Origin of the sequence: Thermosinus carboxydivorans Nor1 (genome assembly GCF_000169155.1) — a bacterium.
GTDB classification, from domain to species: Bacteria; Bacillota; Negativicutes; order Sporomusales; family Thermosinaceae; genus Thermosinus; species Thermosinus carboxydivorans.
Window position 1 is genome coordinate 24321 of record NZ_AAWL01000019.1, and the last position, 22834, is coordinate 47154.

Genomic DNA, 22834 nt, shown 5'->3' on the forward strand with positions numbered 1-22834 from the left:
GCGAATATGAACCTGCTCCAAACCGATTTTGCCGTTATCGGCGGCTCAGGCACGCTGTCCAGTGATTTTCCCTTGGGCGCCGGCGATCCAGGGGTTAAAATTTTAGCCGATGATTTGTTTTTTGATACGCCCTATGGTATGAGTCCGCCGTTTCGTTTATTTAGTGTTGACGACCGGCAGGTACTGACCTGCAAAATGCACGGCTGGCGCAGCGGCACAAGCCGTGCCGACGCTTCTCGGCAAGTTTTCTGGGTGCTGCGGGAAACGGGTGTCAAACGGATTATTGCCGAGGGGGGCGTGGGGTCGGTCAATCACCTGCTCGATCCCCGCGACGTTGTTGTTCCCGATGACTATATTGATCTCTCCTTGCGTAAGGACGTGGGCTTGGAGGGAAAATATCTACTGGTGATGCGCGACGCCTTGTGTCCGGAAATTCGTAGCGCCCTTGTCGCCGCCGCCCGCGAGCGCTACGGGGGCCGCATTTTTACCAGGGGCGTCTATGCCGTCACCGAAGGACGCCACTTCGAAAGTCCGGCGGAAATCAGAATGCTGCGCGGTCATGCCGACATTGTCGGTCAAAGCCTGTGCCCGGAAGTTTATCTGGCCCGGGAAATTGGCGCCTGTTATGCCGGTCTCTATTTCGTGGTCAATTATGGCGAGGGCGTCGTCACAGACTGGTCCCATCAAGAGTTAAAGGCTATTTTTTATAATGACGCGCCCCTTATCAGCCGTATTTTGCTGGACGCTATCCGCCGCTTAGCGCCTGCTGGCGCCTGTCAGTGCCGGGACCTTAGGAAAGAGACGCTGCTGAAAGGTGTTTACAGTCCGGCCGATAATATGATATAGTTTGGTCTTAAAAGGGGGAATGTCTAATAATGGATGTTAATGGAAAAGAACAGGTCCTGGTGATGGACTTTGGCGGGCAATACAGCCAGCTCATCGCCCGCCGCATCCGGGAGTGCGGCGTGTACTGCGAGATTGTACCCTTTCATACCCCGGTGACGGGAGATTCTTGATCGGCAGCCACGGGGCATCGTCTTTTCCGGTGGTCCTTCCAGCGTGTACAGTGAAGGGGCGCCAAAATGTGATCCGAAAATCTTTGCTATGGGGATTCCCATCCTTGGCATCTGCTATGGTATGCAGCTGACCGCCCATTTGCTGGGGGGCGAGGTTGCTCATGCCACGTCCCGCGAATATGGCAATACGCGTCTGTATATTGACGACAACAGCGGTCTTTTTGCCCAGCTTGACCGCGAAACGCAGGTGTGGATGAGCCACGGCGACTATATTGCTACCCCTCCCGAAGGGTTTGCCGTGACCGCTCATACCAACAGTACGCCGGTGGCAGCCATGGCCGATCCGGTAAGGCGTATCTACGGCGTCCAGTTCCATCCGGAAGTGGCTCATACGCCTGAAGGACTGAAGATGCTGCGCAATTTTCTGTTTGATATCTGTGGCTGCCGCGGCGACTGGAACATGGGTTCTTTTGTCGACCAGGCGGTGAAAGCTATTCGCCGGCAGGTGGGCGATAAGCGGGTGCTATGCGCCCTGAGCGGGGGCGTCGATTCATCGGTAGCCGCCGTGCTGGTCCATAAAGCGGTGGGTGACCAGTTAACCTGCGTCTTTGTCAACCACGGTTTGCTGCGCAAGGGCGAGGCGGAGCAGGTGGTTAAAACCTTCCGCGACGGTTTTCATATCAACTTGGTTTATGTGGATGCCAGCGAACGCTTCTTAAACCGCCTGCGCGGCGTTACCGACCCGGAACAGAAGCGCAAAATTATCGGTGAAGAATTTATCCGCGTGTTTGAAGACGAAGCGCGTAAGCTGGGCGATATTGAGTTTTTGGTCCAGGGCACGCTTTATCCCGATGTCATTGAGAGCGGAACAGCCACGGCGGCGGTTATCAAAAGCCACCATAACGTAGGCGGTCTGCCCGAAGATATGCAGTTCAAATTGGTCGAGCCATTGCGTGACCTCTTCAAAGACGAGGTTCGCATTTTGGCCCGCGAGTTAAATTTGCCGGAGGATATTGTTTGGCGACAACCATTTCCCGGCCCCGGTCTTGCTATCCGGATTATCGGCGAAGTTACGGAAGAGCGGCTCGAGATTTTGCGGGAAGCTGACGCCATTGTCCATCAGGAAATCAAGATTGCCGGTCTTTACCGTAAGGTATGGCAGTCGTTTGCCGTCCTGCCGGCCATGAAGAGCGTCGGTGTCATGGGCGACGAGCGTACCTATGCGTATACAGTTGGTCTCCGCGTCGTGTCCAGCGAGGATGGAATGACGGCCGACTGGGTGCGTCTGCCCTATGAAGTGTTGGATGTGATTTCCCGCCGAATTGTTAATGAGGTGAAAGGTGTCAACCGCGTTGTCTATGATATTACGTCTAAGCCACCATCCACAATCGAATGGGAGTGACAACAGATAAATCCGAACGTTTTTCCTTGTTGAAACGGAATAGTTCACTTTTTTGTTGACAGTGTTGGTTGCCGCTGGTACAATAAAAAACGTAGACAACATATTGCTCCTACTCGTATAATTTTGAGAATATGGCTCAAGAGTCTCTACCGGGCAACCGTAAATTGCCCGACTACGAGTGAAAGTGTACCTAGGGTTCCGCATGGCCGGTGCTTATATTCGGCTATGGCTGCGACCGAGTGGTACAGGTGTTACCCAGTAGCGCCACACCGATGGGATAAAAACCCGGGCGGGGAAGTTTCGCTCTTTTACGAGATGAAAATTTTCCCCTGCCTGGGTTATTGTTTTCACCGGCTGGTGGCGGCGGTAAATGGGAGGGATTTACTCAAAAGACAAATGCGACTTGGGAGGAAAAAGAAAAATGTTGGAAAAGTTGTTTGAGCTGAGCGCGCGGAAAACGGACGTTAAAACAGAAGTTATGGCCGGCATTACCACTTTCATGACCATGGCCTACATTTTGTTCGTCAATCCTAGCATTTTAGGGGCGGCCGGCATGGATAAAAACGCCGTCCTGTTGGCAACGGCTCTTGGCGCCGGTTTGGTGACGATTATGATGGGACTTTTTGTCAACTATCCTATTGCCTTGGCGCCTGGCATGGGCCTGAACGCGTTTTACGCTTTTACCGTTGTTATTGGCATGGGTGTTTCCTGGCAAGTAGCGCTAGGGGCAGTATTTATTTCCGGTCTTATCTTTATTCTGCTCACTGTTACTAATATTCGTCAGCTTTTGGTAGAGGGGATGCCGACATCGCTTAAACATGCGATTACCGTCGGTATTGGTCTGTTCATTACCATTATCGGCTTAAAATTGTCCGGCATTATGAGTATTCGTCTTTCCCTTATTCCGCCGACGCTAGAGAAAATCGTCGCCGCCAAAGGCAACGGCACGCCCATGCACTTTGAGACGATTATTGAGCTCGGCAAGCTGGCCGATCCCCATGTTCTTCTGGCTGTTTTCGGTCTTGTCCTGATTGCCGTACTAATGGCCCGCAATGTGCGCGGCGCTATGCTCATCGGCATTCTTACTACTACGATAATCGGTATTGTCATGGGCATTGTAAAGATCCCGGCCGGCTTCAGCCCCATTGCCGTGCCTGATTTCAGCCGCAACGCTTTCTTTGCCCTTGACATCTGGGGCGCCATTCATATGGGCCTTTTGACCATCATTTTTACCTTTACCTTTGTTGAATTGTTTGACACCATGGGCACCCTGGTGGGCGCCGCCACCAAAGCCGGTCTGGTAGACAAAAACGGCAAGTTCCCCGGTATCGGCAAAGCCATGATGGTCGATGCTACCGGTGTAAGCCTGGGCGCTCTGCTTGGCACCAGTACTATTACCGCCTATGTGGAGAGCGCGGCCGGTATCGGCGCCGGCGGCCGCACCGGCTTGACGGCGATTGTCTGCGGCATTCTCTTCTTACTTGCCTTGTTCTTTACGCCGCTGGCCGGTCTTATTCCCGACGCGGCTACCGCGCCTGCTCTCATCATTGTTGGCGCGCTTATGCTCGAGTCGGTTCGCCACATTGATTTCAGCGATTTTACCGAAAGTATGCCTGCTTTTGCTACTATCGTCCTGATGCCTTTTACCTACAGCATTGCCAACGGCATTTCGGCCGGTCTAGTGCTGTATCCGGTCCTTAAGCTGGTAAGCGGGCGGGGCCGGGAAGTTCACTGGATCGTTTATATTCTGGCCGTGCTCGTCGTTCTTCGTTTCATCTTTCTCTCTGAATAAGATTATTTGTTGATTTTAACCCAGATACTAAGAAAAAGCCTTAGTATCTGGGTTTTAAATACCGCAAAGGAGTGTTTGAAAGTGAAAGTAGCCATTATTATGGGCAGCGATTCCGATTTGCCTATCTTGAGGCCGGCGCTGGAAACATTGCAAGATTTTGGCATCGATACCGAAGTGGTGATTGCTTCGGCTCACCGTACGCCTCATAAAGTTCACGAATTCGCCGCTACAGCGGAAAAACGCGGCGTCAAGGTGATTATTGCCGCTGCCGGCGCCGCCGCCCATCTTCCCGGCGTTGTAGCCAGTTTTACCACCCTGCCGGTTATTGGTGTGCCGGTTAACAGCACATCTCTTGGCGGGCTTGATGCGCTGCTAAGCATTGTCCAAATGCCTTCCGGCATCCCGGTAGCTACAATGGCCATAAACGGCGCCAAAAACGCCGCTATCTTCGCCGCGCAAATCATCGCAACCGGCAATGCCGCTCTTGCTGCCAAACTGGCCGCTTACCGCCAAAAAATGGCTGCCGAAGTGGAACAAAAGGCCGCCCGGGCCCAAGAAAAACTGCAAGCAAATTAAATGAAGGGGGAAAAGTTTTATGGAAAAACAACCGCTTTATGAAGGAAAAGCCAAAAAAATCTATGCGACCGACAATGCGGATGAACTATTGGTGTACTACAAGGATGACGCCACGGCTTTTAACGGCATTAAACGGGGAACGATTTTGAACAAAGGTGTGCTCAACAATAAAATTTCTGCCTTTTTCTTTGAGCTATTAGGAAAGCATGGGATTAAACATCATTATATCCGCACGATCAGCGACCGTGAAATGTTGGTCAAAACCTTGAAGATCCTGCCAGTCGAAGTTGTCGTCCGCAATATTGCGGCCGGATCGCTTGCCAAGCGGATTGGTTGGGAAGAAGGTAAGAAACTGCCGACTACGGTACTTGAGTTCTACTACAAAAACGATGAGCTGGGTGACCCGCTCATTAACGACTATCACATTAAAGCTCTCGGACTGGCTACCGAGGACCAAGTGAAAACCATGGCTGAGACAGCGCTTAAGATAAATGATATTCTCGGCGCCTATCTAAAAGAAAAGAACCTAGAGCTAATCGACTTCAAACTGGAGTTTGGTCTGCACAAGGGCGAACTGCTGCTGGGCGATGAAATCTCGCCTGATACTTGCCGCTTCTGGGACAGTCGTACCGGGGAGAAATTGGACAAGGATCGTTTCCGCCGTGATCTGGGTAATGTGGAAGAGGCCTACAAGGAAGTGTTGTACCGCTTGACCGGGGAGGTCTTTGCCGACTAGGCTGCGGAAAGGAGACTAGCTGTGTACTACGATTTTCGGGCTGATAAGCTGCGGGAGGAATGTGGCGTTTTCGGCATCTTCTCCCGCCATGACGACGTGGCGCTCAATACCTATTGGGGTCTATACGCCCTGCAGCACCGGGGGCAGGAAAGCGCCGGCATCACTGTTACCGACGGCAGTGAAATGGAGGTTCAGCGCGGTATGGGGCTGGTAGGCGAGGTGTTCCGCCGGGGCCTGCCTTCGCTGCGCGGCCATATTGCCATTGGTCATGTTCGCTATTCAACTACCGGTTCCAGTTTGCTTGCAAATACTCAACCGCTGTTGGTAACTTATTCAGGCGGACATATCAGCTTGGCGCACAACGGCAATCTGACTAACGCCCGCGAGCTCCGACAGGCGCTGGAAAAGCAGGGCAGCGTCTTTCAAACTTCGATGGACAGCGAAGTCATCGTGAATCTCATTGCCCGTTCGTCGCAAGCTACTATTGAGGACAAAATTAAAGAAAGCCTAGCCCGCATAGAAGGGGCTTACTGCCTGGTCATTATGACCGAAGATAAATTAATCGGCGTGCGCGACCCTCATGGCTTTAGGCCGCTGTGTCTCGGCCGGCTAAATGGCGGCTGGGTTATTGCCTCCGAGTCATGTGCTCTTGACACGGTGGGCGCTGAACTGGTGCGGGATATCGAGCCCGGCGAGATGGTGGTCATCAGTGATGCAGGTGTGAAGTCCGAGCGGTTTGGTAGGGAAGACCGCAAAGCCTTATGTGTTTTTGAGTATATCTATTTTGCCCGTCCCGACAGCGTCATCGACAGACAAAGCGTATACGAAGCCCGTTTCCGCATGGGGCGACAGTTGGCCAGGGAAAGTGGGCTGGTAGCCGATATCGTCATATCGGTGCCTGACTCGGGCACCACCGCGGCCTTGGGTTTTAGTCACGAAACCGGTATCCCCTATGCCGAGGGACTGATTAAGAACCGTTATATCGGCCGCACCTTCATCCAGCCGGAGCAAAAAAAACGTGATCTCGGCGTACGGATGAAACTTAACGCCGTTCGCCATATCGTGCAGGGCAAGTCGATTATTATGGTTGACGATTCTATCGTTCGGGGGACGACAAGCGGCAAAATTGTGCGTATGCTGAAAGAGGCTGGCGCAGTAGCGGTACACATGTGCGTCAGCTCGCCGCCGATCGGCTTCCCCTGCTATTACGGTATTGACACAGCCGTACGCAAAGAACTTATCGCCGCCACCAAACAGGTAGAAGAAATCCGTCAGTTCATTGGCGCCGACTCGCTGCACTACCTATCGCTCGACGGCCTGAAACAGTCTATTACGAATGTGGACAGCGACGCCATGTGCTACGCGTGTTTCAACTGCGATTATCCGGCTGGTACGCCGACATGCGCCGCTGCAGGAGGGAATAAATATGTCTTTGAATAACGAGACCGGGCTGACTTATCGTGATGCGGGTGTAGATATCGATGCCGGCAACGCGGCGGTAGCCTTGATTAAAGAGCATGTACGCTCTACCTATCGTCCTGAGGTGGTCGGCGACATCGGCGGTTTTGGCGGCCTGTTCGCCCTGAATATCGGCAAATATCGCCAGCCGGTACTGGTATCTGGGACCGACGGGGTGGGCACTAAATTAAAAATTGCCTTTCTTCTCGACAAACACGACACCATTGGCCAGGATGCCGTTGCCATGTGTGTTAATGACATCTTGGTCCAAGGGGCGGAGCCGCTGTTTTTCTTGGATTATCTTGCTGTCGGCAAATTAGAACCGGCAAAAGTGGCGGCCATCGTCGCCGGTGTCGCTAAAGCCTGCCGCGAGTCCGGGTGCGCTCTCATTGGCGGGGAAACGGCGGAGATGGCCGGCTTTTATCCTGACGGCGAATATGATATTGCCGGCTTTGCCGTCGGGGTGGCGGAACGGGAACGGCTCATTACCGGTGAAAAGATCCGGCCGGGCAATGTCCTTATCGGCTTGCCTTCCAGCGGCCTCCATTCCAACGGTTATTCACTGGTGCGTAAAATTTGTTTTGATGTCAAGGGCTTTGCGCCGGACGTCTACATTCCCGAACTTGGAAGGACGCTGGGCGAAGAGCTTTTGGAGCCTACGCGGCTGTACCCGCGTGTTTGCTTGCCGCTCCTTGAACGGTTTGATATCCGGGGCATGGTGCATATAACCGGCGGCGGTTTTTATGATAACATCCCGCGCGTGCTGCCCGCCGGCTGCGCCGTGGAAATTGACGCCGGCGCCTGGCCCATGCCGCCTATCTTTGCTTGCCTTCAGGCTTGGGGGCAGGTAGCGTGGCCCGAGATGTACCGGACCTTTAACATGGGCATCGGCCTCATTCTCATCGTGCCGGCCCAGGAGGCGGATGCCGTCCGGGACGACCTGGCGGCGCGCGGCGAAGCCTGCTACGTTATTGGCCGGGTCGTGGCCGGAAATGGCGAAGTGGTTCTTAAAGGAGGCGTTTTTGGTGAGTAAGGTGACGCTGGGCATACTGGCTTCCGGCCGGGGGTCCAATGCCCAAGCCATCATGGACGCCATCCGGCGCGGCGAAGTCGACGCCACGGTGGGCATTATTATCAGCGATAATCCGGCCGCGCCGGTGTTGGCGCGTGCGGCCGAATACGGCGTGCCGGCGCGCTGCATCGAACGCGCCGGCTTTGCCACCCGGGAAGCGTTTGAAAAAGCGGTGGCTGATGAACTGGCGGCCCACGGGGTGGAGCTTGTCGTGCTGGCTGGCTTCATGCGCCTGCTCAGTCCCTACTTTATTAATCGTTTCCCCGGCCGGATCATGAATATCCATCCATCGTTGCTACCGGCTTTCCCGGGACTTGATGCCCAGGGGCAGGCGCTACGCTACGGCGTTAAGGTCGCAGGCTGCACGGTTCATTTTGTTGACGAAGGGATGGACAGCGGCCCGATTATTCTCCAGGAGGCCGTGCCGGTCCGGGATGACGATACACCTGCTACGTTAGCCGAACGCATTTTGGCCGTCGAGCATGTTCTTTACCCGCGGGCGATTTCCTTGTATTGCCAAGGGCGGTTAGTTGTGGACGGGCGGCGGGTGCTAATCCGGGAAGGAGAGAAATAACATGAAGATAAAACGCGCACTCATCAGTGTTTCCGATAAACGGGGCCTGGTTGAATTTGCCCAAAAACTTTGCCGGTTAGGGGTTGAACTCATTTCTACCGGCGGCACTTTGCAAGTTTTACGCGATGCCGGCCTGCCAGCGGTTTATGTTGGTGACGTTACCGGCTTTCCTGAGATGATGGACGGTCGGGTGAAGACACTGCATCCCCGTATCCACGGCGGTATCTTGGCCGTGCGGGACAATCCTGAGCATGTGGCAGCGTTGACGGCGTACAATATCCCGGCCATTGACATGGTCGTCGTCAATCTGTATCCGTTTCGCCAGACGGTGGCCAAGCCCGGCGTTACCCTGGCCGAAGCGGTAGAAAATATTGATATCGGTGGGCCGGCTATGGTACGAGCGGCCGCGAAAAACTTCCGCCATGTGGCCGTTGTGGTCAACCCTGACCGCTACGGGGAAATCAGCGAGCGCCTGGCGGTGGATGGCGATCTCACGGTTGAATACCGTATGGCCTTGGCTCGGGAAGCGTATTACCACACCGCCGAATATGACGCCTGTATTGCCGCCTATCTTGACGGGCAGCTTGGCGCGGGGTCATTTCCCGCAAAATTGCACTTGGTGTTTGAAAAAGTACAGGATCTGCGGTATGGGGAAAACCCGCATCAGCAGGCCGCCTTTTATCGGACCAAATATTTTGCCGGTGGCGGCATAGCCACGGCCCGGCAGCTCCATGGCAAAGAACTTTCCTTTAATAATATCGTTGACCTAGAGGCTGCTTACGCTTTAGTCAACGAATTCGCTCAGCCGGCAGCGGTTATTATTAAGCATACCAATCCGTGCGGCACCGCCATCGCCGCTAGCCTTGCCGAAGCTTATGCCAAAGCTTACGCCGCTGACCCGGTATCGGCGTTCGGCGGCATCGTCGGGCTTAACCGTCCGGTAGATAAGGCGACAGCCGAGCAGATTAGCGCCGTCTTTACCGAGGCGGTTGTTGCGCCGGGCTACAGTGATGAGGCCCTTGATCGCTTGCGCCAGAAGAAAAACCTCCGCTTGCTTTTGGCTGCACCAGCCGGCACTACCGCTACCGAATGGGACATCAAAAAGGTGTCAGGCGGTATTCTGGTGCAAGAGACCGACCGGGCGGATGCCGACCAGGCTGATATGAAGGTAGTTTCCCAGCAGGCGCCGAGTGCCGCTGAATGGGAGGATTTGCTCTTTGCCTGGAAAGTGGTAAAACATGTAAAATCGAACGCCATTGTCGTCGCCAAGGGCGGGCAGACCCTTGGTGTTGGCGCCGGTCAGATGAATCGGGTGGGCGCGGCCCAAATTGCGCTGGCCCAGGCCGGAGGAAAAGCCCAAGGGGCGGTACTGGCTTCTGACGCCTTTTTCCCTTTCCGTGATACGGTGGACGCAGCTGCTCGGGCCGGCATCCGCGCTATCATTCAACCTGGTGGCTCGGTACGGGACGACGAAACCATCCAAGCGGCTAATGAGCACGGCATTGCGCTGGTGTTTACCGGTGTGCGCCATTTTAAACACTAGGGGGTGGCGCTAGTGCGTATATTAGTAATCGGCAGCGGCGGCCGGGAGCATGCTTTGGTCTGGAAGCTGGCGGCCAGTCCGCGCGTTACGCAAATCTACTGTGCGCCGGGTAATCCGGGCATCGCCGCACTTGCCGAATGTGTGTCCATCGATGCCAGCGATATCGCCGCTCTGCGCCAGTTTGCGCTTGAGCGGCAAATCGACCTGACGGTGGTCGGGCCCGAACTGCCGCTAATGCAGGGCCTGGCCGATGAATTTGCCGCCTATGGACTTAAAGTGTTTGGCCCTAAGCAGGCGGCGGCCCGCATCGAAGGATCAAAAGCCTTTGCCAAAGCCCTAATGCAGAAATATAACATTCCGACGGCGAAGTTCGCCGTTTTTGAGGACATAGCCGCCGCCATGGATTGTATCCGGCGCTGGGGAGCGCCGGTTGTCGTTAAGGCCGACGGTCTGGCAGCCGGCAAGGGAGTGGTAGTGGCCCAAACGGTGGCAGAGGCCCTTGATGCCGTGCAGACCATTATGCGCGACCGGGCGTTCGGCGCTGCCGGTAACCGGGTGGTTATCGAAGAATATATGGAAGGTGAGGAAGCTTCGGTGCTGGCCTTCACTGACGGCTATACCGTCGTTCCCATGGTGGCTGCCCAAGACCACAAGCGCGCCTGTGACGGCGATCATGGTCCGAATACGGGCGGCATGGGCGCCTACGCCCCGGCGCCGGTGGTGACGGCGGCGGTGCGTGAACGGGTAGTGCGGGAAATTTTGCAACCGGTAGTGGACGCACTGCGGCAGGAAGGCTGTCTGTATCAGGGCTGCCTCTACGCCGGGCTGATGATTACCGCCGACGGACCGAAAGTAGTGGAGTTTAACGCCCGTTTCGGCGACCCGGAAACACAGGCTGTGCTGCCTTTGCTGGCGAGCGACCTGGTTATGATAATGGAAGCCTGTGTTGACGGACGGCTGCACGAAATCGACATCGCCTGGGCGGACGGGGCGGCAGTTTGTGTCGTCGCTGCCGCCGGCGGCTATCCGGGGCCATACCGTAAAGGCGATGTTATCAGCGGTCTTGCTGCCGCCGAAGCAGCAGGCGCGCTAATCTTTCACGCCGGTACCGCCATTAGCGATGGCAAACTGGTAACCAGCGGTGGGCGGGTACTCGGGGTAACGGCCTGCGCCGAAACTATTGCTACCGCCGTGGACAAAGCGTACCGGGCGATAAATAATATTAATTTTGCCAATATCCATTACCGCCGGGATATTGCCCAGCGGGCACTAACAAAAGCCAGGGACTAATTTACCCTGGCTTTTCGATTTGGCCTGAAATTTGCAGGTAAAACCGCCGCCATGGGCGAAAACTATGAAAAAGGATTACGGCAGGTGAATAGTAATGGATTGGAGCGCGGTACTTGCCAACCTGGGTTTCGCCGTCCTGCTGCTGGCCGGTTTGGGGCTGACGCTCGTCGGTCTGCCCGGCAATTGGTTGGTCATGGGGCTGGCGCTGATTTATGGGTATTGGGAAGGCTTTCAGCATTTCCACGCCAAACTACTGCTCGTGCTGTTTGGTTTGGTCCTGGCCGGTGAAGTGGCCGAGTTCACCGCCGGCGCGATTGGCGCCAGAAAAGCGAAAGCATCAAGAGCAGCGACGGCAGCAGCCATAGCAGGCGCTTTTGCCGGCGGGATTGCCGGAACTGCCCTGCTGCCGGTCGTAGGAACGCTTTTCGGCGGCATGGCGGGCGCTTACGGGGCCAGCTACCTGGCTGAGTATGTCCGGACAAACGACGCCGCGCAGGCCGGGCGGGTCGCTCGGCAGGTTATGCTGGGACAGCTTGCCGGCACCCTCTTTAAGTTGGCGGCAGGGGTGGTCATGGTCATTCTAGCCATCATAAATTTACCCTGGTAATTAGGGGCGAGGGAGGAGAGGCAAAATGACGGACAGACTGGTTATCCGACCGGCAACGGAAGGCGATCTTCCGGCCATCTTCGCCTTGTATGGCGAATTAGCGAAAGCGTATGAAAACAGCGAGGACAACGATGAAGCCTGGCGAGAGGCGTGGCAGGACAAGCGGCAGCATATCCTGGTCGCAGAACAAGACGGCGAGGTGGTGGGTACCTTGACTTGTGTCATTATTCCCAACCTTGGCCACGGGGGGCAGCCTTGGGCGGCAGTGACCAATGTGGTCGTGGCGGCGGCTCATCGCGGGCAAGGCATTGGTACGGCGCTTATGGCCGAGGCCACCCGCCTGGCCAAAGCGGCCAACTGTTACAAAATCGTTCTCTCCAGCAACCTGGTGCGGACCGAGGCACACGAGTTTTACCGACGCCTTGGCTGGCGGCAGACGCACATCGGATTTTCCCTGGAGTAAGCTGCTTACACGTGAAATAGCCCCCTTTATTGGGGGCTATTTCACGTTCGCGGAGCAGACGCTCATAACATCTCAATGAATTTTTGGGCTGCCAGCGGCAGCGGGATGTGGCGGTTGGATACTATTCCCCGGTAGCGGTAAGGGATGGGGGCTGCCACATCCAGGATAAAAATTTCGCCCCGCTCCACCTCGGTTGCGACGTATTCTTCAGCCACAAACGAAAGTCCCAAACCAATTTTGGTCAACTCAATCAACAGATCAACACTTCCCAACTCTACTTCGGGGGTGATGGTCACGCCGCCGGTCGCGAGCAATTCGTCAAAAAAATGCCGCGTTACCGTGTTTTTTTCCAGCATGAGAAGCGGGTAGCAGGCCAGGTCGGTGAGGGATAACGTTTGGCCGCGCAACCGCTCAAACGCCGGACCGGCAATAAACACATCCCGGATGGCGGTACGGCGGTGGACGGTAAAATTCTCCGGCAGACAGGCGGGCAGATTGACGGCAGCCAGATCGACGGCGCCTTTTTTTAATAATTCCAAGCAGACGGGAGATGTGCGGTTTATGATTTTCAGCTTAATATTAGGGTAGCGCTGAATAAATTGCCGCAGGTACGGCAGGAGATAATATTTACAGATAGTATCGCTGGCGCCGATTTTAATTTCGCCTTCCTGCAGGGAGCGGATTTGGCGGACGGCGCGCTCCCCGGTTTTAATAATGTGAAAGGCTTGTTCAATATGGGAAAATAACCGCTCGCCCTCCTGCGTGAGAGATACTTGCTTGGTCGTGCGGACGAATAGGCGGCACCCCAGGCTGGTTTCCAACTGTTTTACGGCCTGGCTGACGGCCGATTGAGAAATGTACAGATCGCTGGCTGCCTCGGAAAAGCTGAGATGCTTGGCTACATAATAAAAGACTTTGTAGAGTTCAAAATTGATGTTCATTAATTAACATCCTTTATAAATGATATTATTTATATTAATTATTATAATTAATAATAGCGTGTTATAATCTATATGTAAATTGTTTTTTTGTATTAAAGGGGGCGGCACAATTGACACAACCTGTGCGCAGAATTTATGTAGAGAAGAAGGCGGATTTTGCGGTTGAGGCGCAAAATTTATACACCGACCTTAAAGTGAATTTAGGAATTACCGGCCTGACGGGCGTGCGGGTGGTCAACCGCTATGACATGGCCGGGGTAAGCGAGGCTGAATATGTTCAGGCACGCACCACGATTTTTGCGGAACCGACGGTGGACGAAGTCTATGATGAAGAACTGCCGCTGGCAGCGGGTGACCGCGTCTTTGCTATAGAATATCTGCCCGGCCAATATGACCAGCGGGCTGATTCGGCGGCGCAATGCCTGCAAATTCTAACCCAGCGGGAGCGGCCGACGGTGCTTGCGGCCAAAGTTATTATTCTGCAGGGTGATTTATCGGACGATGATTTTGACCGCATCAAGCACTACTGCATCAATCCCATCGAGTGCCGCGAGGCGGCGCTGACCAAACCGGACTGTTTGGAGATGAGTGCGCCGCCGCCAGCTGACGTAACGGTTCTGACCGGGTTTACTACTATGGCTGCTGCGGAACTGGCGGCGCTTCACGCCAAACTCGGGCTGGCGATGAGTTTGGAAGATCTGTCGTTCTGCCAGGTCTATTTCCGGGATGAAGAACGGCGCGATCCTACCATAACGGAAATTCGGGTTATCGACACTTATTGGTCTGACCATTGCCGGCACACCACCTTTCTGACCAAAATCGAAGACGTGGTGATTGAAGAGGGGCGCTACAGCCGGCCGGTTGCTGACGCCTTTGCGGCTTATTGCCAGACGCGGGCCTATGTCTTCGGCGAGGCGGCAAAGGATATGTCCCTCATGGACATTGCCACAATCGGGATGAAGGAAATGAAAAAGCGTGGCTTGCTGGCTGATCTTGATGAGTCTGATGAAATCAACGCCTGCAGTATTGTTGTTAACGCCGAGGTAGACGGCCGGACGGAAGAATGGTTGGTCATGTTTAAAAATGAAACCCATAACCATCCGACGGAAATTGAACCTTTTGGCGGCGCGGCAACCTGCCTGGGCGGTGCGATCCGCGATCCGCTTTCCGGGCGGACTTATGTCTATCAGGCTATGCGCGTTACCGGCAGCGGCGACCCGCGTGCAAAAATTGAAAGCACGCTGCCCGGCAAACTGCCACAGCGGAAAATTACCATCGGCGCGGCGGCAGGGTACAGCTCCTATGGCAACCAGGTAGGGCTGGCCACTGGCCAGGTGGCGGAACTTTATGACGAGGGGTATATCGCCAAGCGGATGGAAATTGGCGCGGTCATTGCCGCCGCCCCGCGGCGCAATGTTGTACGGCAGCGGCCCCAGCCCGGCGATGTCGTGCTGCTGGTCGGGGGGCGAACAGGGCGGGACGGCTGCGGCGGCGCTACCGGCTCTTCCAAGGAGCATAACTTGGAATCTTTGGCGACGTGCGGTGCCGAGGTACAAAAAGGCAATCCGCCAACCGAGCGGAAGCTTCAGCGCTTGTTCCGCAATCCCGCCGTCAGCCGGCTGATAAAAAAATGCAACGACTTCGGGGCTGGCGGCGTTTCGGTTGCCATTGGCGAACTTACCGACGGCGTGCGGATCAATCTCGACGCCATCCCCAAAAAATATGAAGGTCTGGACGGCACTGAACTGGCTATTTCCGAATCGCAGGAGCGGATGGCCGTCGTTGTGGCCGGCGACCAGGCTGATAATTTCATTCGCTATGCCGCGGCCGAAAACCTTGAGGCCACGGTCGTAGCCGAAGTAACGGCAGAGCGGCGCATGCGCATGTTCTGGCGCGGCCGGGCGATTGTTGACCTCAGCCGCGACTTTCTCAATACCAACGGGGTGAAGCAGCGGGCAAGCGTCGTTGTCGCCGCTCCGCCGGCCGAAGCAAACTGGTTTGAAAAATTGCCGGACGGCGTCCGACCCGCGCTGCCCGATCTTAGGGCAGCCTGGTTGGCAAATCTTCAGGACCTCAACATCTGCAGTCAAAAGGGATTGGTCGAGCGCTTTGATAGTACCATTGGCGCCGGTACGGTGCTGATGCCGTTCGGCGGTAAGTACCAGGCGACACCGGCCGAAGGCATGGCGGCCAAGCTTCCCGTCCTTGACGGCGAGACGACAACAGCTACGTTGATGACTTTTGGTTTTCAGCCGCAGCTTGCTACCTGGAGTCCTTTTCACGGCGCCGTTTATGCTGTCGTGGAGGCGGTGGCCAAAAGTGTGGCCATGGGTGGCGACTACCGGACGATACGGCTGACTCTCCAAGAATATTTTGAGAAGCTGGGCAAGGATCCGCGCAAATGGGGCAAGCCGTTCAGCGCCCTGCTCGGCGCTTTCTATGCCGAAAAAGAGCTGGGCATCCCGGCGATTGGCGGCAAAGACAGCATGTCCGGCACTTTTATGGACCTTAATGTGCCGCCCACGCTCGTGGCTTTTGCCGTCAACGTGACTGACGCCGGTCGCATTGTGTCGCCTGAATTTAAAGAAGCGGGTAACTTGGTCGTATTTATTCCGGCGCCACGTGATGAGCAAGAATTGCCCCGTTTCGAAGTTTTGCGCCGTAATTTTGCCAAGGTGACGGAGCTTGTCCACGCTGGCCTTGTCCGGGCGGCCAGCACGGTGCGCTACGGCGGTTTAGCGGCGGCGCTGAGCAAAATGGCCTTCGGCAACCGCATTGGTTTTGTTGCCGCGGCCCAGCTGGCGCCGGAAGCATGGTTTAGCGCCGACTATGGCTCCTTTGTTCTCGAGCTGGACGGCAAGGCTGATCTAAGCATGCTGGCGGACGTAGATTATGTTGTCCTCGGCCATACCGCCGCCGCTCCGGTCATCCGCCTGGGTCAAACGGAAATTTCCCTGGACGAGGCCTATACCGCCTGGGAGCAGCCGCTGGAAACGGTCTTCCCCACCAAGGCGCCCGAGCCGCCCAAGCCCAGGGTGATTGTCTGCGAGCGGCGGAGCAGAAAAGGCAGCGTCCGCCTTGCCAAACCGCGCGTTTTCATCCCCGTGTTTCCCGGGACCAACTGCGAGTATGATTCGGCCCGGGCATTTACTAAGGCCGGCGGCTTGGTTGATATGATGGTTGTCCGCAATTTAACGCCGGCCCAGATCGAGGAGTCTATTGCCGAATTGGCTCGCCGCATCAGTCAGGCGCAAATTGTCATGTTGCCCGGCGGCTTTAGCGCCGGTGACGAGCCGGACGGTTCCGGCAAGTTCATTGCTACGCTGCTGCGCAATCCCAAGGTCAAAGACGCGGTCCACGATCTTCTTAAGCGGCGCGACGGCCTAATGCTGGGCATTTGCAACGGGTTTCAGGCACTGATTAAACTAGGGCTGGTGCCCTATGGCGAAATCCGCGACATTACGCCCGACAGTCCAACCCTTACCTTTAATGCGATCGGCCGCCATGTCTCCTGCATGGTACGCACCAAAGTGGTATCCACGTTGTCGCCGTGGTTTAACAACGCTAAGCTGGGAGACATTCACACCGTAGCCGTCTCGCACGGTGAAGGCCGGTTTGTTGCGCCGCCGGCGGTGCTGGACGAACTCATCGCCAACGGGCAGATTGCCACCCAGTATGTCGATTTAGACGGCAATCCCAGCAGCGATATCCGCTATAACCCCAATGGATCGCTGGAAGCGGTTGAGGGCATTACCAGCCCTGACGGGCGGGTGCTTGGCAAAATGGGTCATTCCGAGCGGGTCGGCCGCCATGTGGCCATCAATGTGCCGGGTGATAAAGACCAGGGAATTTTTGCCGCCGGCGTCCAATATTTCCTCTAATGGCGTTAATTTAGCCGTCGCGCATTTATTTGGTGCGGCGGCTCATTTTATTGGCATATATTTTATGTGCTGTTCACCTTGTCACTGGTGCGGCGCCAGCGTTACAATAGTAAGGAGAAACTTGCATAATCATGGTGGTTTTTTGATGAAATTTGAACTTGTTTTGGAACTGATGGGTGATATGGCGCTGCTGGCCATGGCCGCTAATTTTATCGGCCGCAATCGCTATATCGCCAGCTGTGCCGAACGGCCGACGACGCCACGTAGCTGGCTGACTTTGACCGTTATTTTTTCCGTTCTGTCCATCCTGGGTACTTACACCGGGGTTCCGGTGGAAGGCGCGCTGGCTAACACCCGCTTGGTCGGTACGCTTATGGGTGGCATCATGGGCGGACCGTGGGTGGGGCTTGGCATTGGCTTCATCAGCGGCCTGCACCGTTATCTGATTGGCGGGTTTACGGCGGAAATCTGCGGCGCCGCCACATTGCTGGGCGGGCTGATGGCCGGTATGGCGCGGCAGAAATACGGCCTGCACGGCATTAACTGGAAAAAAGCTGCCTTGCTTGCCTTGGCCGCCGAAGGACTGCAAAAGGGAATGGTGCTGCTTTTGGCCAAACCGTTTGAAGCGGCGTGGGCGTTGGAAAAGGCTATTGCGGTGCCGACCACGGTAGTGACCATGTTGGGGACGGTAGTTTTCATGCTGATTTTGAAGGACATCAAAACCGAGCAAGAACTGCATGGGGCGAAAGCGGCCCAGCTGTCACTGGAAATCGCCAGCCGGACGTTGCCCTTTTTACGGCACGGCCTGACCATGGAGTCGGCGCAAAAAACGGCGGAAATTATTTTTGCATTCACCGGTATGGATGCCGTTTCCATCAGCAACCGGGAGCAGGTGCTGGCCTTTGTTGGCAAAGGGGCTGACCACCACAAACCAGGCGAGCCGATTATGACCCAGTCAACCAAACAGACCCTTATCAGCGGGATGCTGCATATCGTGCACACTGCCCAGGAGCAGGGCTGTCCGGTGGCAGGGTGTCCTCTGCAATCGAGCGTCGTTGCCCCGCTGGTGGTCAATGGCGCCGTTATCGGTACGGTCAAACTCAACCGGACAGTGCCGAACGGCATTACCGAGGTTGACATTCGCATGGCCGAGGGTATCGCCCACCTCTTATCCGTGCAAATTGAACTGGCGGAAATTGATTGCCAGCGGAAGATGCGGGAAAAGGCCGAACTAAAGGCGCTCCAGGCCCAAATTAATCCGCACTTTTTGTTTAATACCATTAACATTATCATGTCCTTCTGCCGGACAAACCCTGATACGGCTCGCAGTCTCCTCGGCCACCTGGCGACAATGTTGCGGCACAGTTTTGCCGATCGACAGGATTTTGTCACCTTGAAAGAAGAAATGGAAGGAATAGCGGCCTATTTGGAAATTGTAAAGGCACGGTTTGGTTCCCGCCTGACCGTCAAAACCGAAATCGACCCGATCTTGCTTGAGGCACCCATCCCGCTACTAACGCTACAGCCGCTGGTGGAGAACGCCGTACAGCACGGCCTGTTTCCCAAGCTGAGCCATTGTGTACTGACTATTGCGGCTGGTCTGCGGGATGGAGCAATGGTCATTGAGGTAAGGGACAATGGTGTCGGCATACCGGTCGAAAAACTTCGCACTATCTTGGCCGGACAGGGACAAGGCATCGGTATCCGCAATGTTTATAAACGGTTAACGGGTATTTACGGGAAAGAGTATGGTCTTGCCATCGAGAGCACGCTTGGACAAGGGACAACGGTCCGGATCGTTATTCCGTATGAGGGGAGAGATCTGGCGCATGCGGGTTAAGACGGTAATTATTGATGACGAGCAGCCTATCTGTGATGAGATTGAGTACCTTCTAAAGCAACATATCGACATTGACGTAGCCGCCAAATTTACCAATCCGCTCGAGGCCTTGGAGTATATTAGCGAACAAGGCTGCGACCTGGTATTTGCCGACATAAAAATGCCAGGCATGTCGGGTCTTGAGTTGGCCAGGCGTCTGAGCGTGCTGCGCGCTACTCCCTTAGTCGTTTTTATCACGGCTTTTCAGGAACATGCGCTTGAGGCGTTTGATACTCCCGCGGTAGGTTATATCACCAAGCCCATTATGGAAGATAAGCTTGCTCGGCTGATGAGTAAAGTCCGCTGTCTCATCGAACGCACCTACCAAGCGGGTAGACCGGCGGTTAGCAAAATTTGCGTTACTACTGGCGGTAAGATAATTCCCCTGGATAAAAACGAGATTGTGCTGGCCTATGTGAAAGATAAGGATGTGTTTGTCCGCACTAAAACAAGCGAGTATATGGCGACCCTGACTTTGCAGGAAATTGAAAATATTTTGGATGGAAGCAATTTTTTACGGGTTCATCGGCAATATATTGTCAATCTTGATATGGTCCGGGAAATAATCCCCTGGTTTCACGGTTCTTATCTTTTGCGGATGGATGACTGCCGGCAGGAAGAAGTGCCGGTAAGTCGGGCCAGGACTAAAGTTTTAAAAAATATTTTGGGGCTAAAATAACAAGACCGGGAGCAGCAGTGGCTCTCCCGGTCTTGTTATTAAATTAATAAATATTACAAAATTTAGTTGACGATCCCGATCCACTTCCAGTAGGTAGCGCCCAGCAGGACAATCAGCGCGTAGGCGATAATGGTCAGGGGAATACCGGTGCGGATGAAGTCCCGCACTTCGAACGTTTCCGTACCATAAGCGATCATGTTCTGCGGCGCATTTACCGGTAAGATAAAGCCGAAGCTGACAACATACTGGAGAATCATCGTCATACCGACGATATTAATGCCAGGCGTTTTGACACCTTGGAGGATGGAAATAATGATGGGAATCATAGCGGCAGCTAGGGCGGTGGCGCTGGCAAAGCCGAGGTGAATGATGATCAGGAAGGCGGCTAAAACGGCAAGGATAACAAGACCGGACATAGTCTGCAGGCCAAAGGCGCTCACAATAATCTTTGCCAGCCAAGCTGCCGCTTTAGTCGACAAGATGGCGGAACCTAAGCTGATGCCGACGCCGAACAGGATTAAGGTACCCCAGGGAATTTTAGCCTGGGCATCTTTCCAGGTCATGACGCCGATGCCGGGCAGCAGCATGAGCGTGATAGCAGCAATAGTAGTGGTCGAAGTATCGAACGGATGAACGATTTTTTCAGTTGACCAGAAAAAGAGGAGGATGAGCGAGAGAGCCAGCAGTTTCTTCTCGTCGGTTTTCATGGGACCAAGCGCCGCCAACTCTTTGGCTACTGCTTCTTTGCCGCCAGGGATTTCATCCATTTCGGGCGGCATTAGTTTAAGCAGAACATAATAGAGAACGACGGACATGATGGCGGAAAAAGGCGCGGCGGCAATAAACCAGTCCAGCCAGGTGATGTATACTCCTAGTTGTTTTTCGATGAAGCCCAGGGCGATTAAGTTTTGGGCCGCGGCGGTTTTGATGCCCACGTTCCAGAGGCTGTCGGCCTGGGCGGTGGCAATCATCATAACGCCGGCAAAAGCGCTTTTTTGGTTAACGCCAAAGGCTTTAATCATGCCCATGACAATTGGCACCAGACATGCTACGCGGGCCGTGGTGCTGGGCACGAAAAAGCTGAGGATAAAACCGACAAAGATTACGCCGGCAAGCACGCGGTTGGTCTTGGCGCCGACTTTCGACAAGACGAAAAGCGCAATCCGCTTGTCAAGGCCGGTTTGCGTCATGGCAGCCGACAGGAAGAGAGCGCCGCCGACCAGCGCCAAAGCGGTATTGCTAAACCCGCCTAAGGCCATGGTTAAGGCTTGACTAGTACCAATTAATTTTTTGGGATTGGCTACCTCCGGGGAAATACCAAGCAGAAAGGCCATGAGGGTCATGATGACGGCGGCGCTCACGGGGTAGGAAATGGCGTCGGTCATCCAGACAATTACGGAAAAGACCAGGATGCCGAGCATCCGCTGCCCTGCCACCGGCAGATCGGCAGGGGTAGGCAGAAGAATGATGGCAAGTAGTGCAATAAGTCCGATGATTAGGCCGTAGCGTTTGGCGAACGATTCTTGCGGTGGCTGGGTGGCAGTCACCTTTTGCATGTTTTTAAATTCCTCCTTTTTTTAATTTATGATACTTGCCGCGCCAGGAGGATTACTCCTTGCGCAGCAAGCTCATTCCCAGTTCAAGGGCGCGTTTGTTGACTTCTTCAGTGCCGGGGGGAACGCGGTTAAGAACCGCCTGGGTAATTGACTCGACACTAACGACATTGGTGGCCGCCACGATGGCGCCGAGGGCAATAATGTTAGCAAAGAGGCTTTTGCCCAGTTCAGCGTTGGACGTTTCGGTGATGGGCAGCCGGTAGACGTTTTTAACGTGTTCAGGGATTTCTTTGACGAAGGTAGTGTCTACCATCAGGATGCCATCTGCCGGCAGGTCGGCGCAGTATTTGTTGGTGGCTTCCTGCGTCATGGCCAGCACCAGATTAGGCTTGGTGACTTTGGGGTAATGGATGGGCCGGTCGGCGATGATGACCTCGGATTTGCTGGCGCCGCCGCGGGCCTCGGGACCGTAGGACTGGGACTGGATGGCCAGTTTACCGTCCAGTAGTGCCGCTTCGGCGAGAATGATACCGGCGAGAATAAGACCCTGTCCGCCAGAGCCTGAAAGCCGCATTTCAACCATATTACCGGGCTCCTTTCTGCGCTTTGGCGAGGATTAAATCATATTGCTTGGTGTATTCCGGCGCTTCGCTCTTGTGCAGGACGCCGATAAGGAATTTATCGGCAAGCTGTTCGGGGGCGAGCTTTTTCGCCGCTTCGACGGTAACGGCGTGGTCGCGCTGCCATGCGAGCATCTTAGGCGCATCGCCCATCTTGTTTTGCCGGCCATAGGAAATGGGGCACTGGGTAATTGCTTCGACCAGGGCGAAGCCGTCATGGCTGATGGCTTGGGCGATGAGGTCGACAAGCATTTGGGTGTGATAGGCCGTACCGCGGGCGACAAAGGTGGCGCCGGCCGCCTTGGCCAGTTCCGCGATATCAAAGGTGCGTTCGACCGTTCCGTAAGGCGCCGTTGTCGCCTTGTTATTGGTCGGCGTAAGCGGCGAATATTGGCCGCCGGTCATACCATAAATGTTGTTGTTGTAAAGGATCACTGTCAGGTTGATATTGCGGCGGGCCGCATGGATGAAGTGGTTGCCGCCGATTGCGGTGCCGTCGCCGTCGCCGGTAACGACAATGACATTAAGGTCCGGCTCAGCCAGCTTGATCCCGGTAGCGACCGGCAGGGCACGGCCGTGAGCGGAGTGAACGGTATCGAAGTTAAGGTAGCCCGAAGCACGGGACGAGCAGCCGATACCGGAAACAATGACGGTTTTATTTTGGTCCAGCCCCAATTTGTCGATAGCCTTGACGATGGCGCCGGTAACAATGCCGTTGCCGCAGCCCGGGCACCAGATATGAGGCAGAC

At 55.0% G+C, this 22834-nt stretch carries 18 protein-coding genes, 1 pseudogene and 1 riboswitch; of the genes and pseudogenes, 15 read left to right on the top strand and 4 right to left on the bottom strand.

From position 1 onward, the window contains the following. Positions 1-6: 6 nt before the first annotated feature. The 12 genes and pseudogenes from TCARDRAFT_RS11225 (at position 7) to TCARDRAFT_RS11280 (ending at position 12529) form a co-directional block, all read left to right on the top strand. Complete coding sequence (locus TCARDRAFT_RS11225; RefSeq protein ID WP_007290110.1) at positions 7-846, top strand: MTAP family purine nucleoside phosphorylase; 840 nt, start codon at positions 7-9, stop codon at positions 844-846. A 29-nt stretch (positions 847-875) separates the two neighbouring features. Then, a pseudogene (gene guaA / locus TCARDRAFT_RS11230) lies at positions 876-2418 on the top strand (glutamine-hydrolyzing GMP synthase). A gap of 93 nt (positions 2419-2511) precedes the next feature. After that, a riboswitch (purine riboswitch) is annotated at positions 2512-2613 on the top strand. Between the two features lie 226 nt (positions 2614-2839). After that, the gene (locus TCARDRAFT_RS11235; RefSeq protein WP_007290113.1) at positions 2840-4210 is read left to right on the top strand and encodes an NCS2 family permease; all 1371 of its coding nucleotides are present in this window, start codon (positions 2840-2842) and stop codon (positions 4208-4210) included. 81 nt (positions 4211-4291) lie between these two features. After that, positions 4292-4786, top strand: a complete 495-nt coding sequence (gene purE, locus TCARDRAFT_RS11240) for a 5-(carboxyamino)imidazole ribonucleotide mutase (protein WP_007290114.1) — start codon at positions 4292-4294, stop codon at positions 4784-4786. Between the two features lie 19 nt (positions 4787-4805). Further along, positions 4806-5522 carry a phosphoribosylaminoimidazolesuccinocarboxamide synthase gene (gene purC / locus TCARDRAFT_RS11245; RefSeq protein ID WP_007290115.1) on the top strand — a complete coding sequence of 239 codons (717 nt, stop codon included), beginning with the start codon at positions 4806-4808 and terminating at the stop codon, positions 5520-5522. A 21-nt stretch (positions 5523-5543) separates the two neighbouring features. Beyond that, positions 5544-6962, top strand: a complete 1419-nt coding sequence (purF, locus tag TCARDRAFT_RS11250) for an amidophosphoribosyltransferase (RefSeq protein ID WP_007290116.1) — start codon at positions 5544-5546, stop codon at positions 6960-6962. Beyond that, positions 6949-8013, top strand: coding sequence for a phosphoribosylformylglycinamidine cyclo-ligase (purM, locus tag TCARDRAFT_RS11255; RefSeq protein WP_007290117.1), 1065 nt, complete (start codon positions 6949-6951; stop codon positions 8011-8013). Before purF ends, purM begins: the two co-directional genes overlap by 14 nt. After that, the gene (purN, locus tag TCARDRAFT_RS11260; RefSeq protein ID WP_040683362.1) at positions 8006-8626 is read left to right on the top strand and encodes a phosphoribosylglycinamide formyltransferase; all 621 of its coding nucleotides are present in this window, start codon (positions 8006-8008) and stop codon (positions 8624-8626) included. The genes purM and purN overlap by 8 nt, the downstream gene beginning before the upstream one ends. Position 8627: 1 nt before the next feature. After that, entirely contained in the window at positions 8628-10169 is a 1542-nt protein-coding gene (purH, locus tag TCARDRAFT_RS11265; protein ID WP_007290119.1) for a bifunctional phosphoribosylaminoimidazolecarboxamide formyltransferase/IMP cyclohydrolase, read from the top strand. A 12-nt stretch (positions 10170-10181) separates the two neighbouring features. Beyond that, a complete protein-coding gene (gene purD / locus TCARDRAFT_RS11270) occupies positions 10182-11459 on the top strand; it encodes a phosphoribosylamine--glycine ligase (RefSeq protein ID WP_007290120.1) in 1278 nt (425 codons plus the stop codon). Positions 11460-11553: 94 nt separating this feature from the next. After that, a complete protein-coding gene (locus TCARDRAFT_RS11275) occupies positions 11554-12066 on the top strand; it encodes a DUF456 domain-containing protein (RefSeq protein ID WP_007290121.1) in 513 nt (170 codons plus the stop codon). A gap of 25 nt (positions 12067-12091) precedes the next feature. Next, positions 12092-12529, top strand: coding sequence for a GNAT family N-acetyltransferase (locus tag TCARDRAFT_RS11280; RefSeq protein ID WP_007290122.1), 438 nt, complete (start codon positions 12092-12094; stop codon positions 12527-12529). A gap of 62 nt (positions 12530-12591) precedes the next feature. Here the strand turns inward: TCARDRAFT_RS11280 and TCARDRAFT_RS11285 are convergent, their stop codons facing one another. Then, complete coding sequence (locus TCARDRAFT_RS11285; RefSeq protein ID WP_007290123.1) at positions 12592-13470, bottom strand: LysR family transcriptional regulator; 879 nt, start codon at positions 13468-13470, stop codon at positions 12592-12594. A 110-nt stretch (positions 13471-13580) separates the two neighbouring features. Between TCARDRAFT_RS11285 and TCARDRAFT_RS11290 the strand changes: the two genes are divergently transcribed. The 3 genes from TCARDRAFT_RS11290 to TCARDRAFT_RS11300 all read left to right on the top strand — a co-directional run bounded on the left by TCARDRAFT_RS11290 (position 13581) and on the right by TCARDRAFT_RS11300 (position 19909). Then, positions 13581-17351 carry a phosphoribosylformylglycinamidine synthase gene (locus TCARDRAFT_RS11290; RefSeq protein ID WP_007290124.1) on the top strand — a complete coding sequence of 1257 codons (3771 nt, stop codon included), beginning with the start codon at positions 13581-13583 and terminating at the stop codon, positions 17349-17351. A 145-nt stretch (positions 17352-17496) separates the two neighbouring features. After that, on the top strand, positions 17497-19191 hold the full coding sequence (locus TCARDRAFT_RS11295) for a LytS/YhcK type 5TM receptor domain-containing protein (protein WP_040683363.1): 1695 nt from the start codon (positions 17497-17499) through the stop codon (positions 19189-19191). After that, positions 19181-19909, top strand: a complete 729-nt coding sequence (locus TCARDRAFT_RS11300) for a LytR/AlgR family response regulator transcription factor (RefSeq protein WP_040683364.1) — start codon at positions 19181-19183, stop codon at positions 19907-19909. The genes TCARDRAFT_RS11295 and TCARDRAFT_RS11300 overlap by 11 nt, the downstream gene beginning before the upstream one ends. A gap of 62 nt (positions 19910-19971) precedes the next feature. Here the strand turns inward: TCARDRAFT_RS11300 and TCARDRAFT_RS11305 are convergent, their stop codons facing one another. Genes TCARDRAFT_RS11305 through TCARDRAFT_RS11315 form a run of 3 tightly spaced genes read right to left on the bottom strand, consistent with a single transcriptional unit; the run spans position 19972 to position 22832 of the window. Next, a complete protein-coding gene (locus TCARDRAFT_RS11305; protein WP_007290127.1) occupies positions 19972-21465 on the bottom strand; it encodes a DASS family sodium-coupled anion symporter in 1494 nt (497 codons plus the stop codon). Between the two features lie 52 nt (positions 21466-21517). Further along, complete coding sequence (locus TCARDRAFT_RS11310; protein ID WP_007290128.1) at positions 21518-22048, bottom strand: 2-oxoacid:acceptor oxidoreductase family protein; 531 nt, start codon at positions 22046-22048, stop codon at positions 21518-21520. Between the two features lies 1 nt (position 22049). Further along, on the bottom strand, positions 22050-22832 hold the full coding sequence (locus TCARDRAFT_RS11315) for a 2-oxoacid:ferredoxin oxidoreductase subunit beta (protein WP_007290129.1): 783 nt from the start codon (positions 22830-22832) through the stop codon (positions 22050-22052). Positions 22833-22834: the final 2 nt, after the last annotated feature.

Excerpts from the sequence above, each read along its gene's own strand:
- purC (WP_007290115.1), top strand. The coding sequence starts at position 4,806 with ATGGAAAAACAACCGCTTTATGAAGGAAAAGCCAAAAAAATCTATGCG.
- TCARDRAFT_RS11235 (WP_007290113.1), top strand. The coding sequence starts at position 2,840 with ATGTTGGAAAAGTTGTTTGAGCTGAGCGCGCGGAAAACGGACGTTAAA.
- TCARDRAFT_RS11280 (WP_007290122.1), top strand. The coding sequence starts at position 12,092 with ATGACGGACAGACTGGTTATCCGACCGGCAACGGAAGGCGATCTTCCG.
- TCARDRAFT_RS11300 (WP_040683364.1), top strand. The coding sequence starts at position 19,181 with ATGCGGGTTAAGACGGTAATTATTGATGACGAGCAGCCTATCTGTGAT.
- TCARDRAFT_RS11310 (WP_007290128.1), bottom strand. The coding sequence starts at position 22,048 with ATGGTTGAAATGCGGCTTTCAGGCTCTGGCGGACAGGGTCTTATTCTC.
- TCARDRAFT_RS11225 (WP_007290110.1), top strand. The coding sequence starts at position 7 with ATGAACCTGCTCCAAACCGATTTTGCCGTTATCGGCGGCTCAGGCACG.
- purH (WP_007290119.1), top strand. The coding sequence starts at position 8,628 with ATGAAGATAAAACGCGCACTCATCAGTGTTTCCGATAAACGGGGCCTG.
- TCARDRAFT_RS11305 (WP_007290127.1), bottom strand. The coding sequence starts at position 21,465 with ATGCAAAAGGTGACTGCCACCCAGCCACCGCAAGAATCGTTCGCCAAA.
- TCARDRAFT_RS11285 (WP_007290123.1), bottom strand. The coding sequence starts at position 13,470 with ATGAACATCAATTTTGAACTCTACAAAGTCTTTTATTATGTAGCCAAG.
- TCARDRAFT_RS11275 (WP_007290121.1), top strand. The coding sequence starts at position 11,554 with ATGGATTGGAGCGCGGTACTTGCCAACCTGGGTTTCGCCGTCCTGCTG.
- purM (WP_007290117.1), top strand. The coding sequence starts at position 6,949 with ATGTCTTTGAATAACGAGACCGGGCTGACTTATCGTGATGCGGGTGTA.
- TCARDRAFT_RS11295 (WP_040683363.1), top strand. The coding sequence starts at position 17,497 with ATGAAATTTGAACTTGTTTTGGAACTGATGGGTGATATGGCGCTGCTG.